Genomic DNA, 17,411 nt, shown 5'->3' on the forward strand with positions numbered 1-17,411 from the left:
TCTCTCTCAGGTGCGGCGGGCGCCGGGGACGGGTCGGGGTCTCGGGGCGGGGGTTCCCGCACGCGGGTTCCGGTGCGGGAGGTTCTGCGCGGGGTCTAGGCCAGGGGGCCGGCGGTCTGCAGCGGGCCGGCCGAACCCTCCGGGACGACGGCCCGGTACAGCTTCGGCGGTCGGTGCCGCCCGCCGGTCTGCCGCTCGCCGGTGGGCACGATGGTGCCCGAGTGCTCGACCTGGCGGCGGAAGTTCGCCGGGTCCAGCGGGCGCTGCAGGATCGCCTCGTGCACCTCGCGCAGCTCGGCCAGGGAGAACTGCTCGGGCAGCAGGTGCAGCGCGACGTGCGCGTGCTGCACCTTGGTCCGCAGCCGCCACAGGGCGTACCGGACGATCTCGTCGTGGTCGAAGGCCAGGCCCGTGCAGTCGTCGGCGGCGGTCCAGCGCACGTTCTCGCCCTCGACCGAGGCGGCCGCCAGGTGGCTGCGCACCAGGGCCGAGTAGACCACCGACACCACCCGCTGGCCGGGGGAGCGGTCGGGCCGGCCGAACGTGTAGAGCTGCTCGAGGTAGCTGGGCCGCAACCCGGTGGTCTCGGCCAGGGTGCGCCGGCCCGCGCCGCTGAGGCTCTCGTCGGTGCGGACCCACCCGCCCGGCAGGGCCCACTGCCCGCCGAACGGGTCGCGCGTCCGCCGCACCAGCGGCAGGTGCACCCGCAGGTCCCCCGACCGGTCCGGCAGCAGGGCGAAGATCACCGTGGAGACGGCGACGAGGATCGCCTGCCGGGACTTCACCACCACCGCGACGCCGCCGCTCCCTCGTGCGCACCACTCCCGCTCCTGCCGGGGCGGGAGTAAGGGTGGTTCTGACAACAACTGCGGACGAGGGTAGGGCAGCGCCCCGCCGCCTGACAAGCGTCACCCGCGCCGCCGCGGCCGTCAGCCGCGCGGCTCCTCCAGGCGGAGGAACCGCCACGCCGGGTCCGGACCCCCGGCCAGCTCCGCCAGCAGCCCCTCACCCACCGGCAGCCGGTCCAGGTGGTGCACCCCCGCCGGTGCGCCCCCGGCGGCGAGCGCCAGCGCGGTGCGGGCGACGACCTCGGCCGTCGCGCGGGTCTGCTCCACTCCCGCCACCGCGAACGCCGCGTGCGCGCGCCCGTCCGGCGACCAGGCGTCGGCGCGGGCGGCGTACTCCCGGGTGCCCACGTGCACCTGCGACAGGGCGCGCACCAGCGCCGAGCGCACCCGCGGCGAGGCGCCGGCCCGGGTGCCGCGCAACCGGCCCAGCGCGAACAGGGCGGCCCCCGCGGCGGCCGGCTCCAGCACCAGGCGGGTCGTCACGTCCGGCACCCCCAGGCCCGCGCGCACCGCCGGCGCGTCGGCGAAGGCGAACGGGCGGGCGGTGCGCACCCGCACCCGCCCGGACGGCGAGGCGGGCGGCAGGGCCGCCCGCCTCGCCGGTCCCGGTGCGCCGTCCAGCAGCGTGTCCACCGTCCAGCGCACCCCCTCGCGGCCGTGGCGCTCCCCGGCGCCCAGCAGCACCGTGATCGCCACCCGTCCCGCGCCGCCGACCGCCTCGTGCGCGGCCCGTGCCAGCAGGTTGGTCGCCCCCGGCGCCAGCCCCACCGACAGCGCGGCGGTCGCGCCCGTGCGGCGGGCCAGCGGGTCCAGGGCCTCCAGGCGGGCCAGGTGGGCCGGCGTGGCGCCCACGTCGACGACGTGGACGCCCGCGCCCAGCAGTGCGCGCGCCGCCGCGTCGTCGCCCGTCTCCAGCGCGAGCACGGCGACCCGCGCGCCCGCGGCCGCCCGCAGCAGCGCCGCGGTGTCGCGCACGTCGACGACCGCGCCGCGCGCCCCGAGCTCGCCCGCCCGGGCGCGCACCCGTTCCGCGCCGCGCCCGGCGACCACCAGCCGCCGGCCCAGCAGCGGGGCCAGCCGCCCGCTCACCCGCCGGCCCACGGCGCCCAGCGCCCCCAGCACCACCACGTCCACCGGTCCGTCCTCGACGATCACGGGCGTGATCGTGCCGCCCCGGTGGCGGTGCGGGGCAGGCGGTTCCGCGTCCGGCGAAACCGGGGTGACAACCCGCGGGGGTCGGACGTACCGTCGACGTACACGGGAAAGGAGGTGGTCCGGTACATGAGTTCTCATCGGACGCGTGAGGTGGCTGCCCGCTAGCAGCCGCGCGATGGACGCGGACCGCTCTGGTCGCCCCGCGCGGCGCGGCGAATCCACGGCAGTCACCGGGTCCCCGGGCGCCGGCCCAGTCCAGCCGGCCCTCCCCCCGCCCCGCGGGGGAGGAAGCGCCCGGGGGCCTTCTCCCGTCCGGGCGCCCGATCGCGCCGCGCCCGTACACCCTGGTGGCCCCGGCGCACCACCTACCCTCGTGGGGTGGAACCCCGTCCCGCCCGCCGGCGCTGGCTGGTGGACACCACCCCGCTGCGCGAGAGCCCCGCGTTCCGCCGGCTGTGGGCGGGGCAGGCGCTCGCCGGGGTCGGCACCCAGCTCACCGTCGTCACCGTCGGCCTGCAGGCCTACGCCCTGACCTCCTCGACCCTCGCCGTGGGGCTGGTGGGGGTCTTCGCGCTCGTGCCGCTCGTCGCGCTGGGCCTGTACGGCGGGGCCCTCGTCGACGTGCACGACCGCCGGCGCGTCGCGCTGGCCGCCTCGGTGGCCCTGTGGGTCCTGTCCCTGGCGTTCGCCGCCCAGGCGTGGCTGGAGCTCGGCTCGCTGCACCTGCTCTACGGCCTCGTCGCCCTGCAGAGCGCCGCGTTCGCCGTGGGGAACCCCGCCCGCTCCGCGATCGTGCCGGGCCTGGTGCCCGCCGCGCAGCTGCCCGCGGCCAACGCCCTGTCCGGCACCACCGGCGCGATCGCCCTGACCGCCGGCCCGCTGCTCGCCGGCCTGCTCGTCGACGCCGGCGGCTTCCGCGCCGCGTACACCGTGGACGCCGTCACCTTTGTGGCGGCGCTGGCCGGGGTGTGGGGGCTGCCGCCGATGCCCCCGGCGCGCACGGGTGCGGTGCGCCGGGCGGGCGTGCGCTCGGTGCTGGAGGGCGTGCGGTTCCTGGGGACCCGGCCCAACGTGCGCATGACGTTCCTGGTCGACCTGTGCGCCATGGTGCTGGCCATGCCCCGCGTGCTCTACCCCGCGATCGGCGCCGTGGACCTGGGTGGCGGAGCGCGCACCGTGGGGGTCCTCGGTGCGGGTTTCGCGGCCGGTTCGGTGCTGGCCGGCCTGTTCTCCGGGCCGCTGGGGCAGGTGCGCCGCCAGGGGGCCGTCGTCGTCGGCTGCGTCGCCGTCTACGGCACCGCCGTGGCGGGTTTCGGCGCGGTCCTCGTCGCCGCCCCCGACGGTGCCGGGTGGCGCCTCGCCGCCTGCACCGCGCTGCTGGCCGTCTGCGGTGCCGCCGACGCCGTCAGCTCGATCTTCCGCGGCACGATCCTGCAGGTGGCCACCCCGGACGCCCTGCGCGGCAGGCTCCAGGGCGTGTTCATCGTCGTGGTGGCCGGTGGGCCGCGGCTCGGCGACGTCGTGCTCGGCGGCACCGCCGAGCTCACCGGCGAGGGCACCGCCGCCCTCGCCGGCGGACTGGCGTGCGTCGTGGCGGTCCTGGCGCTGGCGCGCGCGCAGCGGGGTTTCACCCGCTACGACGCGCTGCACCCGCAACCCTGACCGGACGGACCCGGACGGTGCGGCTCAGACGGTGCGGCCCGGACGGTGCGGCCCGGACGGTGCGGCTCAGACGGTGCGGACGACCTCCTCCACCGCCAGGCGGGGCCCGCGCGGCCGGAGACCCCGGGGGTCGGCCACGCCGATGTTCACGACGGCGACGACCGCGTGCTCGCCGTCGGGGAAGAACTCCCGCTCGATGGCCACTGCGTCGATGCCGGTCATCGGCCCGGCCGCCAGGCCCACCGCCCGCACCCCGAGGATGAGGTAACCCAGCTGCAGGGCGGTGTTGAACACCGCGGTCCGCTCGCGGAAGGCGTCGTCGGCGAAGAGCGCCCGCGCGTCCGGCACGTGCGGGAACAGCCGCGGCACCTCCTCGTCGAAGCGGCGGTCGGCGGCCACGACGACGCTCAGCGGCGCCGAGCGGGTCTTGTCCCCGTTGCTGCCGCTCATCATCGTCGCGAGCTTCTCCCGCGCCGCGGGGGAGCGGACCAGCAGCAGCCGCATGGGCTGCGTGTTCATGCTGGTCGGCGGGTACTTGACGAGGTCCACGATCGCGGCGACCTGCTCGTCGGTGACGGGCTCGTCCGTGAACCGGTTCGCGGTCCGGGCGCCGGTGAACAGCTGCTCCAGCGCGGCGGGGTCGAGGGCGGGACGGGGACCGGGGACGGCTGGCGTGCTCACGGGGCTCCTCACTGGACGTCTCGCCCGCCGCAACGGGTCCCGCCGGCGCCGTGTTCCCGGCCCGTCCCCGGCCCGCCGCCCCGTCGTCCCCGCCGCGCCGCCCGCCGGGTGGACCCGTGCGAGCAGGCGGCGCCATGGCGGATGATGGGGGCCGTGAGCGACCTCATCGACACCACCGAGATGTACCTCAAGACGGTCTTCGAGCTCGAGGAGGAGGGCATCGTCCCGATGCGCGCTCGCATCGCCGAGCGCCTGCACCACTCCGGCCCGACCGTCTCGCAGACGGTGGCGCGCATGGAGCGCGACGGGCTGCTGCACGTCGGCACGGACCGCCGCCTGGAGCTCACCGAGTCCGGTCGCGCCAAGGCGATGCGCGTCATGCGCAAGCACCGGCTGACGGAGCGGCTGCTCACCGACGTCATCGGCCTGGAGTGGTCGCTCGTGCACGAGGAGGCCTGCCGCTGGGAGCACGTCATCTCCGAGGAGGTCGAGAAGCGCCTGGTCGACATCCTCGACCACCCCCACTCCTCGCCCTACGGCAACCCGATCCCGGGCCTGGAGGAGCTGGGCGAGGTCGGTGCCGCCGAGGACTTCCGCGCGGGCGTGCAGCCCCTGACGGCGGCCGGCGCGGACGGCGCCCCCGTCGTGGTGCGCCGCCTGGGCGAGCCCCTCCAGACCGACGTGGCGCTGCTGGCCCGCTTCGCCGAGGCCGGCCTGCGCCCCGGTGCGGAGGTCGTCGTGACGACGTCCGCGGGCGGCTACGACGTCTCGGTGGGCGGTGCGGTGCTGGAGCTGAGCACGGCCGAGGCGTCGCACCTGTTCGTCGACGCGCGGGACTGACCCCCGGGGCTGGTCGCGGGGGCTGCTCGGGGGCTGCTCCGGGCCGGTGCGCGGGGCTGCCCGAGGGCGGGCCGGCGCGGTCCCGTCGTCATCGGTTCGTCACGCGACTGCCACGCGGGCGTCACCGGGCCGTGACATCCGGGGTCCGGAGGGGTTATGGTCCACCCGCTTCCGTGAAAGTTCACGCAGAAGCCCTCGCGCGGACGCCGAGCCCTGCCACCGCGTCGAGGTCCCACGCACACGTGTGGCAGGGACGGGGGAACCAATTTCCCGGGCGTGATCCGACGGCCAGCCGGGCCGGGGTGAGCGTCCTTGGGGTGAAGCCGGTGCGAACCGGCCGGGCGATACTCCCGCCCGAACCCGACAGCTCACCTCGCAGGCGTCGGAGAGGCCACCACCTTGACGACTCGCGTCCAGGCGCGCCACCGTGCCGCCGAACGTCCCCGCACGCCCCTGACCGGCCTGGGCGAGGCCATCGGCCGTCGCGCTGCCGACGCCGGCCGCGCCGGCGCGGTCGCCGCCGCCACCGGTGGACTGCTGGTCACCGTCGCGCTGCCGGCCGGTGCCGCCCCCGCGGCGGCTCCCGCAGCGGTCCCCGCCGCCGTCAGCACCGCCGTCAGCGCGGGTCTGGGCACCGCCGTGGACTCCGCCTTCGGCACCACCCCGGTCGGCGTGGTCTCCGCGCCCGCCGAGGCCGCCGCCATCACCACCCTCACCGCCTTCAGCGCCGTGCCGACCCCCGCGCCCCCGCCGCCGCCGGTCGTCGTGGAGCGCAGCACGCGCTCCGCCGTGGACGCGCCCGCGGTCGAGGCGTCGGTCGACCAGTCCGTCATCGACTCGGCCCTGGCCGTCCAGGCCGCCGCCGCGGCCCCGGCCCCGGCCCCGGCCCCCGTCGAGGCGGCCCCGGCGCCGGCCCCGGCGCCCGCCCCGTCGCTGGGCCAGCAGATCCTCGCCGTCGCCGACGACTACGTGGGCGTGCCCTACGTGTACGGCGGCACCACCCCGGCCGGCTTCGACTGCTCCGGCTACACCAGCTACGTCCTGCGCCAGCTCGGCATCTCGGTGCCGCGCACCGCCAACGCCCAGCTGGGCGCCAGCGCGCGCATCTCCCGCGCCGAGGCCGTCGCCGGCGACCTCGTCTTCTTCACCGACGGCGGCCGCGCGTACCACGTCGGCATCTACGCCGGCGACGGGATGATGTGGGACGCCCCCCGCAGCGGCAAGCCCGTCCAGCTGCGCTCCGTGTGGAGCGACTCCGCGGTCTTCGGCCGCGTCGCGGCCGTCGCCTGACGTCGCCCACCCCCAGACCGGGCCCGGCACCTCCTGCGAGGTGCCGGGCCCGATCCACGTCCGCCCCCGGCACGCCGGAGCCGGGGAGCCCGGGGAGCACCTCGCGAGGCCCCTCCAGTCCGCCCCGTCGCACGAACCTCGCGCCAAACGCGTGTCCCCCCGCCCCGTCCCGACGTACAGTGCGGTCACGACGACACCACACGAGCGGGAGGCGAGCGTGTCCGACCCCACGGCCGTGCAGCGCGCGCGCTCCTGCGCGCCCCGTCCCCAGTCGCCCCCGACGACAGTGGGGGTACCCGCGGTGCGCCGGTGCGCGCACGTGCGCCAGCACGTGCATCCCGCCGCGCACGTCGTCGCTCCCAGAGGCGCCGCCCCCACCGGGGTCGGCGCCTCTCGTCGTCCGTGGAGGTGGTTGTGCGAACCCTCGTGCTGAACGCCGGCTACGAACCGCTCGCGGTGGTGTCCTTCCGCCGTGCGCTCGTCCTCGTCCTGGCCGGGAAGGCCTCGGTCGTGCTGGCCGACGCCGAACCGGTCGTGGGCGCGACGGTGAGGCTGGAACGGCCCTCGGTGATCCTGCTGAGCCGCTACGTGCGGGTGCCGCGCGGCACCGTCGTTCCGGTCAGCCGGCGCGGGGTGCTGCGCCGCGACCACCAGCGCTGCGCCTACTGCCGGGGGCACGCCACCACCGTCGACCACGTGCTGCCGCGCAGCCGCCGCGGGCCGGACACCTGGGAGAACCTCGTGGCCTGCTGCGTGCGCTGCAACAACGCCAAGGGCAACCGCACGCCGGAGGAGATGGGCTGGGCGCTGCGGTTCCGCCCCGCCGCCCCCCGCGGGGCCTCCTGGGCCGTGCGGGGTGCCGAGCAGGCCGATCCCCGCTGGGACGAGTACCTGGCCCAGGCGGCCTGAGGGCGGTCCGGGGCCCGCGGAAAACGGGAGGAGCAGCACCGGTCGCCGTCGCTAACGTCGAGCGGTGCGCTCCCCGGACCACGCCCCGCCCCGGTGCGCCGGTGGGGACGCCGCGCCCGCCGTGCCCGCCGTCCCCGCCGGCGCGCCGGGGCGCGACCCCCGCAGCCTGACCGCCTCCCGGCTCGCCGGGCCGCGCGTCGCGGGGGCGCTGGCCCTGCTCGCCGCGCTCGGGGAGACCCTCGCCACGGTGGTCACCGGCCACCTGGCCGAGGACCCGCGCGCGGCGCTCGTGGCGCTCCTGGCGGTGCTGCTCGTGGGGGCCGGGGTCGTGGACACGGTGGGTCGCACGGTGTTCGCCACCCGCGTGGGCCGGGCCGAGGGGCGCCTGCGCGCCGACCTGCTGGACGCCGCCCTCGCCCAGCCGCTGCCGGCGCTGGCCGAGCAGGCCGTCGGAGAGGTCATCGACCGCGTCGACGACGACCCGCGGCAGCTGGCGCGGCTGCTGCGCGAGACGGGGTGGCGGCTGGCGCGCGCCCTGCTGCGCGCTGCGTTGGCGTGGGTGGTCGCCGGGCTGACGTGGTGGCCGGCGTGGTTCGCCTTCCCCGTCGTGGCCGCGCTCGCGCTGCTGGTGGCGCGCCCGCTGACGGCCGAGGTCGCCCGGCGCAAGCTCGCCGAGGAGGCCGCCTGGACCGAGCACGCCGCCCAGCTGGAGGAGGCCGTCTCCGCCCGCGACGACGTGCGCACCAGCCTCGGGCAGGCGCACGTGCTGCGCCGCTACGCGGCGGGGGCCTCGGTGGTGCTGCGCGCGGTGGCCGCCACCAGCCGGGCCGCGTCCTCGGTGGGCCTGCGCACCGCGCTGGTGCTGTCGCTGCTGCTGGTGGCCCTCGTGCTGGGCGGGGTGGCGCTCGTGCTGCGCGGCGAGCTGGGCGTGGCGGCGCTGGTCACCACCTGGTTGCTGCTGGCCGGGTTCGTCGGCGACCTCACCGAGGTCAGCGACCGGCTCCCGGAGGTGCAGGCGGGGCTGGGCGCCCTGCAGCGGATCCGCTCGCTGCTGACGTCGCCCGCCGAGCCGGTGGGCGGTGCGGCCCCGCCGCCGGGACCGCTGTCCCTGGACGTCCGCGGCCTGGACTTCGCCTACCCGGGCGGCGGGTTCGCCCTGCGCGGCGTCGACCTGTCGGTGCCGGCGGGGACGACGTGCGCGCTGGTGGGGCGCAGCGGCTCCGGCAAGTCGACGCTGGCGGCGCTGTTCTCCCGCGCCGTCGAGCCGCCCCGCGGGACGGTGCTGGTGGGCGGTCGCGACGTGCGCGACCTGGACCTGCAGGAGCTGCGCCGCACCGTGGGCGTGGTCACCCAGCGCACCGAGCTGCTGGCCGCGACGCTGGCCGACAACATCACCCTCACCACCGGCGTGCCGCGCGCCGCCGTCGAGGCCGCCGTCGACGCCCTGGGGCTCGGCCCCTGGGTGCGGGGCCTGCCGGAGGGGCTCGACACCCTGCTCGGTCCGGGCGGCACGGTGCTGTCGGCGGGGGAGGAGCAGCTCGTCGCCTTCGCCCGGCTGCTCGTGCGGGACGTGCGCGTCGTCGTCCTCGACGAGGCCACGGCCCGGATGGACCCCGTCACCGAGCACCGCGTGACCGCCGCCGCCGAGCGGCTGCTCGCCGGGCGCACCGGTCTGCTCGTCGCCCACCGGCTGAGCACCACCCGCCGCGCCGACGCGGTGGCCGTCCTGGACGGCGGGCGCGTGGTGCAGCACGGCGGCCGCGCACGCCTGGCCGCCGCTCCCGGGCCGTTCGCGGACCTGCTGGCCGCCGCAGGCGCCCACGAGCACCCGCTCCCGCCCGCCCGGGACGCCCCCGCGGCGGTGCAGAGCGCCCCGGCGCCGCGCCGGCCGCGCTCGACCCCGGCGGCACCGGCCCCCCGCCTGGCGCGCGCGGTGCTGCGCGCCGTCGCCGTGCACCCGCGCTGGGGCCTGACCGGCGCCGCCCTGTTCCTGGTGGTGTCCCTGCTCGGCGCCCACGGCGCGGTCACCGGCGCCCTGTGGGGCCGGGTCGTCGCCGCCGTCTCCGAGCGCCCCGGCACCGCTGGTGCGGACGGGGTGGGGGTGTGGGCCGCCGCCGTGTGCGTGGCCCTGCTCGCGGGGCCCTTCGCCCTGCGCGGTGCGCTGCGGGTCTACTTCTCGTGGTGGAACGCGGTGACGCTGCGGGCGCGCTGCGCGGTCCTGGCCGGGCAGACGCGCCAGCACCGCCTGCCGCGCGTGCCACCGGGGGAGGTGACGGCCTGCTGCCTGGACTCCGAGCGCTTCGTCCTCTACGTCGACCGGTGGGTGGACGTCGTCATCGGCTGCTTCGTCGTGCTCGCCACCTCGCTGCTGGCCGGCACGGCCGGCGCCGGGGCGGTCGTCGCCGCGGTCATGGCCACCTCGGCGATCGTGTCCGTGGCCGGCGCGGGGGTCGCCGGGCGCAGCGGTGCCGGTGCCGGTGACGCGCGGGCGCGCTTCGGGCGGGCCCTGGGGTCGGCCGTGGACGCCGCCCGCACCGTGAAGCTGGCCGCCGCCACGCCGGGCGTGCTGGAGCACCTGCACCGCGTCGACGAGGTGCGGGTGCGCGCCTCGGTGCGCGAGTTCCGCGTGCGGGCGCTGCTGGAGGGCGTGCCCGTCGTGCTCGTCCAGCTGGGTCTGGTCGCGACCTGGTGGCTGCACCTGCGCGGCACCTGGGGCCTGGCCACGACCCTGCTGGTGTCCACGGCGGTCGCCGGGTCCTCCTACTACGGCCAGGTCGCCGGCGCGGTGGTCACCGAGGCCCCGGTGGCTCGGGAGTGGCTGCGCGCCGTGACGGCGCTCGCCGGCCGTGCCGACGTGCTGGAACCCCCCGCCGGGGTCGACCTGGTGGCCGGCACCGCCCCCGCGCCACCGGAACCGCCGCGCCGGGCGCTGCGCGAGCTGCGGCTGCGCGGCTTCGGCGCCGTGCACGACGACGGCACCGTCGGCGTGTCGGGGGTGGACCTCGACGTCGCCGCGGGTGAGCTGGTGCTGCTGACCGGCCGGGTCGCCTCGGGCAAGTCCAGCCTGCTGGCGGCGCTGGCCGGGCTCGTGGACCACGAGGGTTCGCTGCGCTGGAACGGCGAGGAGGTGACCGACCCGCAGACGTTCCTGCGCCCGGGGCAGGTCTCCCACGTGGCGCAGGTGCCGCGGGTGCTGTCGGGGTCCTTCGCGGCCAACGCGACCCTCGAGCACGCGGGCGCGGCGCGGCGGCTGGGGCGGGCCCTGGCCGATGCGCGGCTGGCCCCGGACGTCGCCGGCGCCGGCGGCCCGGACGCCCTCGTGGGGCACCGCGGGGTGCGCCTGTCGGGCGGTCAGGTGCAGCGCCTTGCCCTGGCCCGGGCCCTGGCCGCCGGTGCGGACCTGCTCCTCGCGGACGACGTGTCCTCCGCGCTGGACGCCCGCACCGAGGTGGAGCTGTGGGAGGCGCTGCGCGGCAGGGGGACCACGGTGCTGGGGTCCAGCTCCAAGCGGTCGGCGCTGGCGGTCGCCGACCGCGTCGTCGTCCTGGTCGACGGGCGGGTCGCCGCCACCGGCCCGTGGCGGGAGCTGGAGGCGCGGTGGCACCACCTGGCGGGCTGAGGCACTGAGGCCCTGAGGCCGCGGACCCGGGTCCGTGGCCCCGTCGGGCTCAGGCCCCCTCGGCCACCAGGGTGACGGGGACGTTGCCGCGGGTGGCCTTGGAGTACGGGCACAGCTCGTGGGTGCGCTCCAGCAGCCGCTGCACCTGCTCGGTGCTCAGGCCGTCCACGCGGGCGCGGATCGTGACGGTGACGGCGTAGCTCTCGCCCTCGGGGCCGAACCCGACCTCCATGTCCAGGGTCGAGCTGGAGGCGTCCACCCCCTGCTCCTTGGCCGCCAGACCCATCGCCCCCTGGAAGCAGGCGCCGTACCCGGCCGCGAACAGCTGCTCGGGGTTGGTGCCGCCGCCGGGGCCGCCCGTCTCCTTCGGTGCCTGCAGGACCACGTCGAGCGCGCCGTCGTCGGAGACGGCGCGGCCGCCGCGCCGCCCGCCGGTCGTGGTGACGCGCGCGGTGTAGACGATCTTCTCGGGGGTGTTCGTCATGCCCGCGACGTTAGGTCGATCCCGGCCGGGCCGCACGGGGGAGGCTGCTCGCTCCACGGGGTGCGACCCTGGAGCCGGCCGGCCGCGGCACGACGCCGGCGCGGCGAGGAGCAGGGACGAGCGCGAGGGGGAACCCGTGGGTGACGGCAGGGACGAGAGCAGGGGCGGCCGGCAGAGCGCGTCGATCGACGCGGTGCTGCGCGAGGTGCTGCGCCAGGGCCGCCTGGACCCGGGCGCCGAGCGCCTGGCCGCGCAGGGCGTGGACCGGCTGCGCACCTTCCTCAGCGGCGACGCGTCGGTCAACGACGAGCGCAGCGGCGCGGCGGGGGCGTCCGCGCCCGTGGACGCCGACGTCGTCGGGGAGGACCCCGCTCCGCGGGGGGCGAGCACCCGCCGCACGCTGCGGCACACCATCCCGCTGCGCGGCGGCGAGCAGGCGGAGGTGCTGGTGCCCGAGCGCCTCACCCGCGCCGACGCCCGCCGCATCGCCGCGGTCCTGGACGCCCTGGCCCTGGACGACGAGGAGGTCGCCGGCCCGTGAGCGCGCAGCGCGACGTGGAGGTCGTCGGCACCGTCCGCCTGGGGCAGTTCCTCAAGCTGGCCGGCGCCGTCGGCTCGGGGGGCGAGGCCCGCGAGGTCCTGGCCGCCGGGGAGGTCACCGTCAACGGCGAGGTCGACGGGCGCCGCGGCCGGCAGCTCTCGGACGGCGACGTGGTGGAGCTGGGCGGCCAGGAGTGGCGGGTGCTCGTCGGCTGAACCCCGCCGCCCCCGGCCGGCGCCCGCGACCGGCCCGCGGGGCGCCGGTCAGGCCCGCCCGAGGGCGTCGATCGCGGCGAGTTCGCCGCCGCTCAGCTCGAAGCCGAGCACGTCGAGGTTCTCCGCCATCCGCGTGCGGTCGGTGGACTTGGGGATGACCACGACGCCGTGCTGCAGGTGCCAGCGCACCACGACCTGCCGGGTGCTGACCCCGTGCGCGCGCGCCGCCGCCGCGATCGGGGCGGCGTCCAGGTCGGTGGCCTTGAACGGGCTGTAGCCCTGCAGCACGACGCCTCGCTCGGCGTGCGCGCGCAGCACCCCCTCGTCGTGCAGCGCCGGACCCCACCTGACCTGGTTGACGGCCGGGGCGACGCCGGTCGCGTCGATCAGCTCGTCGATCTGCGCGACGCTGTAGTTGCTGACGCCCACGGCCCGCACGAGCCCCTGCTCGCGGGCCTCGAGGAAGCGCTCCCACGTGTCGGGGCGCGCCTGCCCGTCGGGCGGCCAGTGCACCAGCCACAGGTCCAGCACGTCCAGGCCGGTCAGCCTCAGGCTCTCGCGCACCACCTCGCGCTCGCGGCCGGCCTGGTTCTGGCGCAGCTTCGTGGTGACGACCACCTCGCCGCGCTCCAGGCCGCTGTCGCGGACGGCGGCGCCGACCTCCCGCTCGTTGCCGTACATGGTGGCGGTGTCCACCAGTCGGTAGCCGAGCTCCAGGGCGTCGAGCACCGCGCGGTGGGCGACCTCGCCGGCGGCCTGCCAGGTGCCCAGGCCGATCAGCGGCAGTTCCAGGCCGCCGCCGGCGGCCGCGATCGTCGTGGTGGGGCTCGGGGGCAGGGGCACGGGGCTCCTCCGGTCGGTCTCGTCGGGTCGGTCCGGCTGCTGCCTCGGAGGAGTCTGCCCCGGAAGACGACGACCGGCTCGAGGGGCGCGCCGCTCCGGGAGCCCTCGGAGGCGGTGTCGATCACCGCCCCGGCGCCCGGGGCGGCGGCGCCGACCGGCGCTCCGTGCCCCGGGTCCCCGGGCACCGGTCACCTGCCGGGAGCCGGCGGGCACGCCCGTCGTGCCGGCGGCGCGGGTCGCACCCGGCTCGCGCGCCGGTCCGGTGGTCACGGGGGCGGGACCCGGCTGCGCGTGAGCGCACGGCGCGCGCGTGGCACGCTGCAGACGGGGACGAGCGGGCCGCGGCGCTCGAGCGTCCCCGCGCGACCGCGCGTCGACGTCACCCCTTGGAGGATCCGTGCGCAGCACCGGCACCACCCTGTCCGCCGTCGCCCTGCTGGCCCTGACGGCCTGCGGCGGGACGACCACGACCACGACGGAGACGGACGCCGACGCTCCCGGCGCCATGCAGTCCCCCACGAGCGAGGCGTCGACGGGCACGTCGACCCCGGCGGCCGAGGAGGTCGTCGTCGACTCCTGCGGGGCCGGCGACCCCGGGCAGGTGACGGCGGACCTGACGGTGACCAACACGTCCGACTCCCCGAAGTCCTACGTGATCACGGTGTCGGTGAACGGGCCGGGCGGCGCTCGCGTGGCCGAGGCGACCGCGGCCGCCGACTCGGTCCCCGCGGGCCGGTCGGTCCAGGTGCAGGCGCAGGGGGCGGCTGCGGAGCCGCCGGCGGAGCTGACGTGCGAGGTCGCCGACGCCTCCCGCTTCTGACCCGGCCGGCGCACCGGCGTCGCCGGGATCCCCAGCGCGTCGGCGCTGGGGGAGCGGGCGCCCCCGGCAGGATTCGAACCTGCGACCATCGGATTAGAAGTCCGGTGCTCTATCCACTGAGCTACGGAGGCCGGTGGGGGCACCCTACCGAGGCCGGAGCGCGCCCGGCGACGACTCGACTAGCCTGGGTCCGTGCCGGAATTCATCTATGTCATGTCGAAGGCGCGCAAGGCGCACGGGGACAAGGTCATCCTCGACGACGTCTCCATCTCCTTCTACCCGGGCGCGAAGATCGGCGTGGTCGGGCCGAACGGCGCCGGCAAGTCGAGCGTCCTGAAGATCATGGCGGGGCTGGACCAGCCCTCCAACGGCGAGGCCCGGCTGTCGCCGGGGTACAGCGTCGGCATGCTCATGCAGGAGCCGCCGCTGGACGAGTCCAAGACGGTCCTGGAGAACGTCCAGGACGGCCTGGGCGACCTCAAGAGGAAGATGGACCGCTACAACGAGATCACCGCCTCCTTCGAGGACCCGAACGCCGACTACGACGCCCTCATGGCGGAGATGGGCCAGCTGCAGGAGGACCTGGACCACGCCAACGCGTGGGACATGGACTCGCAGCTGGAGCAGGCCATGGACGCGCTGCGCTGCCCGCCCGGCGACGAGCAGGTCACCCACCTCTCCGGCGGTGAGAAGCGGCGCGTGGCGCTGTGCAAGCTGCTGCTGGAGGCCCCGGACCTGCTGCTGCTGGACGAGCCCACCAACCACCTGGACGCCGAGTCCGTGACGTGGCTGGAGCAGCACCTGGCGAAGTACCCCGGCGCCGTCCTGGCCGTCACGCACGACCGCTACTTCCTCGACAACGTCGCCCAGTGGATCCTCGAGCTGGACCGCGGCCGCGCCTACCCCTACGAGGGGAACTACTCCACGTACCTGGAGAAGAAGGCCGCCCGCCTGGACGTGCAGGGCAAGAAGGACGCCAAGCTGCAGAAGCGGCTGAAGGACGAGCTGGAGTGGGTCCGCTCCAACGCCAAGGGCCGCCAGACGAAGTCCAAGGCGCGACTGGCCCGCTACGAGGAGATGGCCGCCGAGGCCGAGCGCACCCGCAAGCTCGACTTCGAGGAGATCCAGATCCCGGCCGGCCCGCGACTGGGCAGCACGGTCATCGAGGCGAGGGACCTCAAGAAGGGCTTCGGCGACCGCACCCTCATCGACGGGCTGTCGTTCTCCCTGCCGCGCAACGGCATCGTGGGCGTCATCGGCCCCAACGGCGTCGGCAAGACCACCCTGTTCAAGACGATCGTCGGGCTGGAGCCGCTGGACGGCGGCGAGCTGAAGATCGGCGAGACGGTCAAGCTGTCCTACGTCGACCAGTCCCGCGGCGGCCTGGACCCGAAGAAGACGCTGTGGGAGGTCGTCTCCGACGGCCTGGACTTCATCCAGGTCGGCAACCAGGAGATGCCCTCGCGGGCCTACGTCTCCGCGTTCGGCTTCAAGGGCCCGGACCAGCAGAAGCCCGCCGGGGTCCTCTCCGGTGGTGAGCGCAACCGGCTGAACCTGGCGCTGACCCTCAAGGAGGGCGGCAACGTCCTGCTGCTGGACGAGCCCACCAACGACCTCGACGTCGAGACCCTCGGCTCCCTGGAGAACGCCCTGCTGGAGTTCCCCGGCTGCGCCGTGGTCGTCAGCCACGACCGCTGGTTCCTGGACCGCGTCGCCACCCACATCCTCGCCTACGAGGGCACCGAGGAGAACCCGGCGAACTGGTACTGGTTCGAGGGCAACTTCGCCGGCTACGAGGCCAACAAGATCGAGCGCCTCGGCCCCGACGCCGCCCGCCCGCACCGGGTGACGTACCGCAAGCTCACCCGCGACTGACCCCCGTTCCGGGTCGCGACGGCGCCCGCGTCCCCGCCCGGGGCGCGGGCGCCGTCGCGTTCCCGCCCGTCCGTCGCCCCGCCTCCGGGGGGGCCGGGGTGGTCCCGGCCGCGCCGGCCAGCAGCACCCGGTCGCGCCCGGCCCGCTTGGCGGCGTACAGGGCCGCGTCGGCGCGGGCGAACAGCTCGCCGGCCCCCTCCGCGTCGGCCCAGCGGGCCACGCCGGCGGAGAACGACTGCCCGGCCGGCGTGCGGCGGCGCAGCCGGTCGACGAGGTGCCCGGCCGCATCGAGCTCGTGGCCCAGCAGCAGCAGGACGAACTCCTCCCCGCCCCAGCGGGCGAGCAGGCCCGCGCGCGACGGCGGGGTGCACGCTCCCTCCTCGAGCAGTGCCGCGTGCCACGCCGCCGAGGCCTGCACGAGCAGGCTGTCGCCGGCCTGGTGCCCGTACGTGTCGTTGAACTCCTTGAAGCGGTCCAGGTCCAGCACGGCCACGCACAGCGGCAGTCCCTCGCGGCGCGCCCGCACCTGCAGCCGCGCCAGCTCCGCGTCGCCGGTGCGGCGGTTCGCCAGCCCCGTGAGGGTGTCGGTGCGGGCCAGGTCCGCCATCCGGTTCGCCCGCTCCTGCAGGTGACCCACGAGCCCCGACATCCGCACCATGACCAGCAGGAACAGCACCGCCGACGCCAGCGCCACCGCCCACGCCTCCAGCCGCGCGCCCAGCGCCAGCTGCAGCAGCAGGGTGCCCGGCGACAGCAGGCCCGCCACGGTCAGCGCCGCCAGGCGGGCACGGGTGACGCCGAACGCCGGTCGCTCCTCCGCGTCGGTGAGCCGCCGCATCGACGGGTGCAGCGCAGCGGCGCCCAGGGCCACGTACCCGCACAGCCACGGCAGCGTCAGCAGGCCGCCGGAGTAGTCCGTCGCCAGCGTCACGTACTGGTAGCCGCAGTCGGCCAGCAGCATGAGCGCCGCCCCCGCCACCAGGTACCGGAAGGAGCTCGCGCGGGCGCCCCCCGTCGTCAGCAGGCGCACCAGCAGCGCCAGCACGAGCACGTCACCGGCCGGGTACGCCCCCGCCAGCACCCGCGCGAGCACCGAGGTGCCCGCCGCCTCGATCGAGGGGCGCAGCAGCAGCACCCAGCTCAGCAGCGCGAAGGCGACGGTCAGGATCGCCGCGTCGACCAGTCCGTCGCGGTCGCGGTGGCCGCCGCGGGCGCGGACGAAGCCGCCGTACCCGGCGGCCAGCAGCGGGTAGCACGCGAGGTAGAGCACGTCCGCGGCCGAGGGGAAGGGGGTGACGTGCAGCACCCAGCGGAACAGCGCCCACAGCGCGTCGCCGGTGGCCCACGTCGCCATGCCGGCGACCAGGAGCCACCACGCGTGCGCCTGCCGCGGCCGGTGCAGGCGCACGCCGGCCGCCATCACGGCCACGCTCCCGGCGCTGACCAGCGTGTACAGCGCGTCGCGGCCCGGGCCCACCGGCAGCAGCACGCACACCACCGCCAGCACCCCGCCGACGGCGAGGTGCAGGCGGAGGGGCGGGGTGGTGCCGCGAGAGGTCACGCCTCGGCATCGGCCGTCCGCGCGCCGCGCGTGAGGGCGCCTCGCCCGAAAGGCGCAGCTCCCGCCCG

General features: G+C 76.9%; 15 protein-coding genes, 1 tRNA gene and 1 riboswitch. Of the genes, 9 read left to right on the forward strand and 7 right to left on the reverse strand.

Annotated elements, in window-relative coordinates; genetic code table 11:
- Positions 1-95: 95 nt before the first annotated feature.
- The gene (locus ACRYR8_RS10845; RefSeq protein WP_432484527.1) at positions 96-788 is read right to left on the reverse strand and encodes an NUDIX hydrolase; all 693 of its coding nucleotides are present in this window, start codon (positions 786-788) and stop codon (positions 96-98) included.
- Positions 789-929: 141 nt separating this feature from the next.
- Positions 930-2,003, reverse strand: coding sequence for a saccharopine dehydrogenase (locus tag ACRYR8_RS10850; protein ID WP_432484483.1), 1,074 nt, complete (start codon positions 2,001-2,003; stop codon positions 930-932).
- Positions 2,004-2,381: 378 nt separating this feature from the next.
- Between ACRYR8_RS10850 and ACRYR8_RS10855 the strand changes: the two genes are divergently transcribed.
- Positions 2,382-3,665: an MFS transporter gene (locus ACRYR8_RS10855; protein ID WP_432484484.1), complete on the forward strand. Its 1,284-nt coding sequence runs from the start codon at positions 2,382-2,384 to the stop codon at positions 3,663-3,665.
- A gap of 66 nt (positions 3,666-3,731) precedes the next feature.
- Here ACRYR8_RS10855 and ACRYR8_RS10860 read toward each other — a convergent pair whose 3' ends face one another.
- On the reverse strand, positions 3,732-4,346 hold the full coding sequence (locus tag ACRYR8_RS10860; protein ID WP_432484485.1) for a malonic semialdehyde reductase: 615 nt from the start codon (positions 4,344-4,346) through the stop codon (positions 3,732-3,734).
- 153 nt (positions 4,347-4,499) lie between these two features.
- On the opposite strand from ACRYR8_RS10860, the gene ACRYR8_RS10865 reads away from it, so the two are divergent.
- The 4 genes from ACRYR8_RS10865 (at position 4,500) to ACRYR8_RS10880 (ending at position 11,004) form a co-directional block, all read left to right on the forward strand.
- Complete coding sequence (locus ACRYR8_RS10865; protein WP_432484486.1) at positions 4,500-5,186, forward strand: iron-dependent transcriptional repressor DtxR; 687 nt, start codon at positions 4,500-4,502, stop codon at positions 5,184-5,186.
- Between the two features lie 254 nt (positions 5,187-5,440).
- Positions 5,441-5,562, forward strand: a riboswitch (cyclic di-AMP (ydaO/yuaA leader).
- A gap of 23 nt (positions 5,563-5,585) precedes the next feature.
- Positions 5,586-6,476, forward strand: coding sequence for a C40 family peptidase (locus ACRYR8_RS10870; protein WP_432484487.1), 891 nt, complete (start codon positions 5,586-5,588; stop codon positions 6,474-6,476).
- A 414-nt stretch (positions 6,477-6,890) separates the two neighbouring features.
- Complete coding sequence (locus ACRYR8_RS10875) at positions 6,891-7,385, forward strand: HNH endonuclease (protein WP_432484488.1); 495 nt, start codon at positions 6,891-6,893, stop codon at positions 7,383-7,385.
- A gap of 64 nt (positions 7,386-7,449) precedes the next feature.
- Positions 7,450-11,004: an ATP-binding cassette domain-containing protein gene (locus tag ACRYR8_RS10880; protein ID WP_432484489.1), complete on the forward strand. Its 3,555-nt coding sequence runs from the start codon at positions 7,450-7,452 to the stop codon at positions 11,002-11,004.
- A gap of 49 nt (positions 11,005-11,053) precedes the next feature.
- Here the strand turns inward: ACRYR8_RS10880 and ACRYR8_RS10885 are convergent, their stop codons facing one another.
- Entirely contained in the window at positions 11,054-11,488 is a 435-nt protein-coding gene (locus ACRYR8_RS10885) for an Ohr family peroxiredoxin (protein ID WP_432484490.1), read from the reverse strand.
- 136 nt (positions 11,489-11,624) lie between these two features.
- On the opposite strand from ACRYR8_RS10885, the gene ACRYR8_RS10890 reads away from it, so the two are divergent.
- Together ACRYR8_RS10890 and ACRYR8_RS10895 are read left to right on the forward strand one after the other, a co-directional pair.
- On the forward strand, positions 11,625-12,029 hold the full coding sequence (locus ACRYR8_RS10890) for a hypothetical protein (protein ID WP_432484492.1): 405 nt from the start codon (positions 11,625-11,627) through the stop codon (positions 12,027-12,029).
- Positions 12,026-12,244, forward strand: coding sequence for an RNA-binding S4 domain-containing protein (locus tag ACRYR8_RS10895; RefSeq protein ID WP_432484494.1), 219 nt, complete (start codon positions 12,026-12,028; stop codon positions 12,242-12,244). Before ACRYR8_RS10890 ends, ACRYR8_RS10895 begins: the two co-directional genes overlap by 4 nt.
- A gap of 48 nt (positions 12,245-12,292) precedes the next feature.
- Here the strand turns inward: ACRYR8_RS10895 and ACRYR8_RS10900 are convergent, their stop codons facing one another.
- Positions 12,293-13,087 (reverse strand): aldo/keto reductase, encoded by a 795-nt coding sequence (locus ACRYR8_RS10900; RefSeq protein WP_432484496.1) that lies wholly within the window; start codon positions 13,085-13,087, stop codon positions 12,293-12,295.
- 397 nt (positions 13,088-13,484) lie between these two features.
- On the opposite strand from ACRYR8_RS10900, the gene ACRYR8_RS10905 reads away from it, so the two are divergent.
- Positions 13,485-13,907, forward strand: a complete 423-nt coding sequence (locus ACRYR8_RS10905) for a hypothetical protein (protein WP_432484498.1) — start codon at positions 13,485-13,487, stop codon at positions 13,905-13,907.
- Between the two features lie 58 nt (positions 13,908-13,965).
- On the opposite strand, the gene ACRYR8_RS10910 is transcribed toward ACRYR8_RS10905, so the two are convergent.
- Positions 13,966-14,038, reverse strand: a tRNA-Arg gene (locus ACRYR8_RS10910).
- 61 nt (positions 14,039-14,099) lie between these two features.
- Between ACRYR8_RS10910 and ettA the strand changes: the two genes are divergently transcribed.
- Positions 14,100-15,782 (forward strand): energy-dependent translational throttle protein EttA, encoded by a 1,683-nt coding sequence (gene ettA / locus ACRYR8_RS10915; protein ID WP_432484500.1) that lies wholly within the window; start codon positions 14,100-14,102, stop codon positions 15,780-15,782.
- Here ettA and ACRYR8_RS10920 read toward each other — a convergent pair.
- Positions 15,769-17,343, reverse strand: a complete 1,575-nt coding sequence (locus ACRYR8_RS10920) for a GGDEF domain-containing protein (protein ID WP_432484502.1) — start codon at positions 17,341-17,343, stop codon at positions 15,769-15,771. The genes ettA and ACRYR8_RS10920 overlap by 14 nt on opposite strands.
- Positions 17,344-17,411: the final 68 nt, after the last annotated feature.

The organism is Kineococcus esterisolvens (assembly GCF_050871405.1).
Taxonomy (GTDB): domain Bacteria; phylum Actinomycetota; class Actinomycetes; order Actinomycetales; family Kineococcaceae; genus Kineococcus.

Coding starts and splice junctions, on each gene's coding strand:
- ACRYR8_RS10885 (WP_432484490.1), bottom strand. CDS start 11,488: ATGACGAACACCCCCGAGAAGATCGTCTACACCGCGCGCGTCACCACG.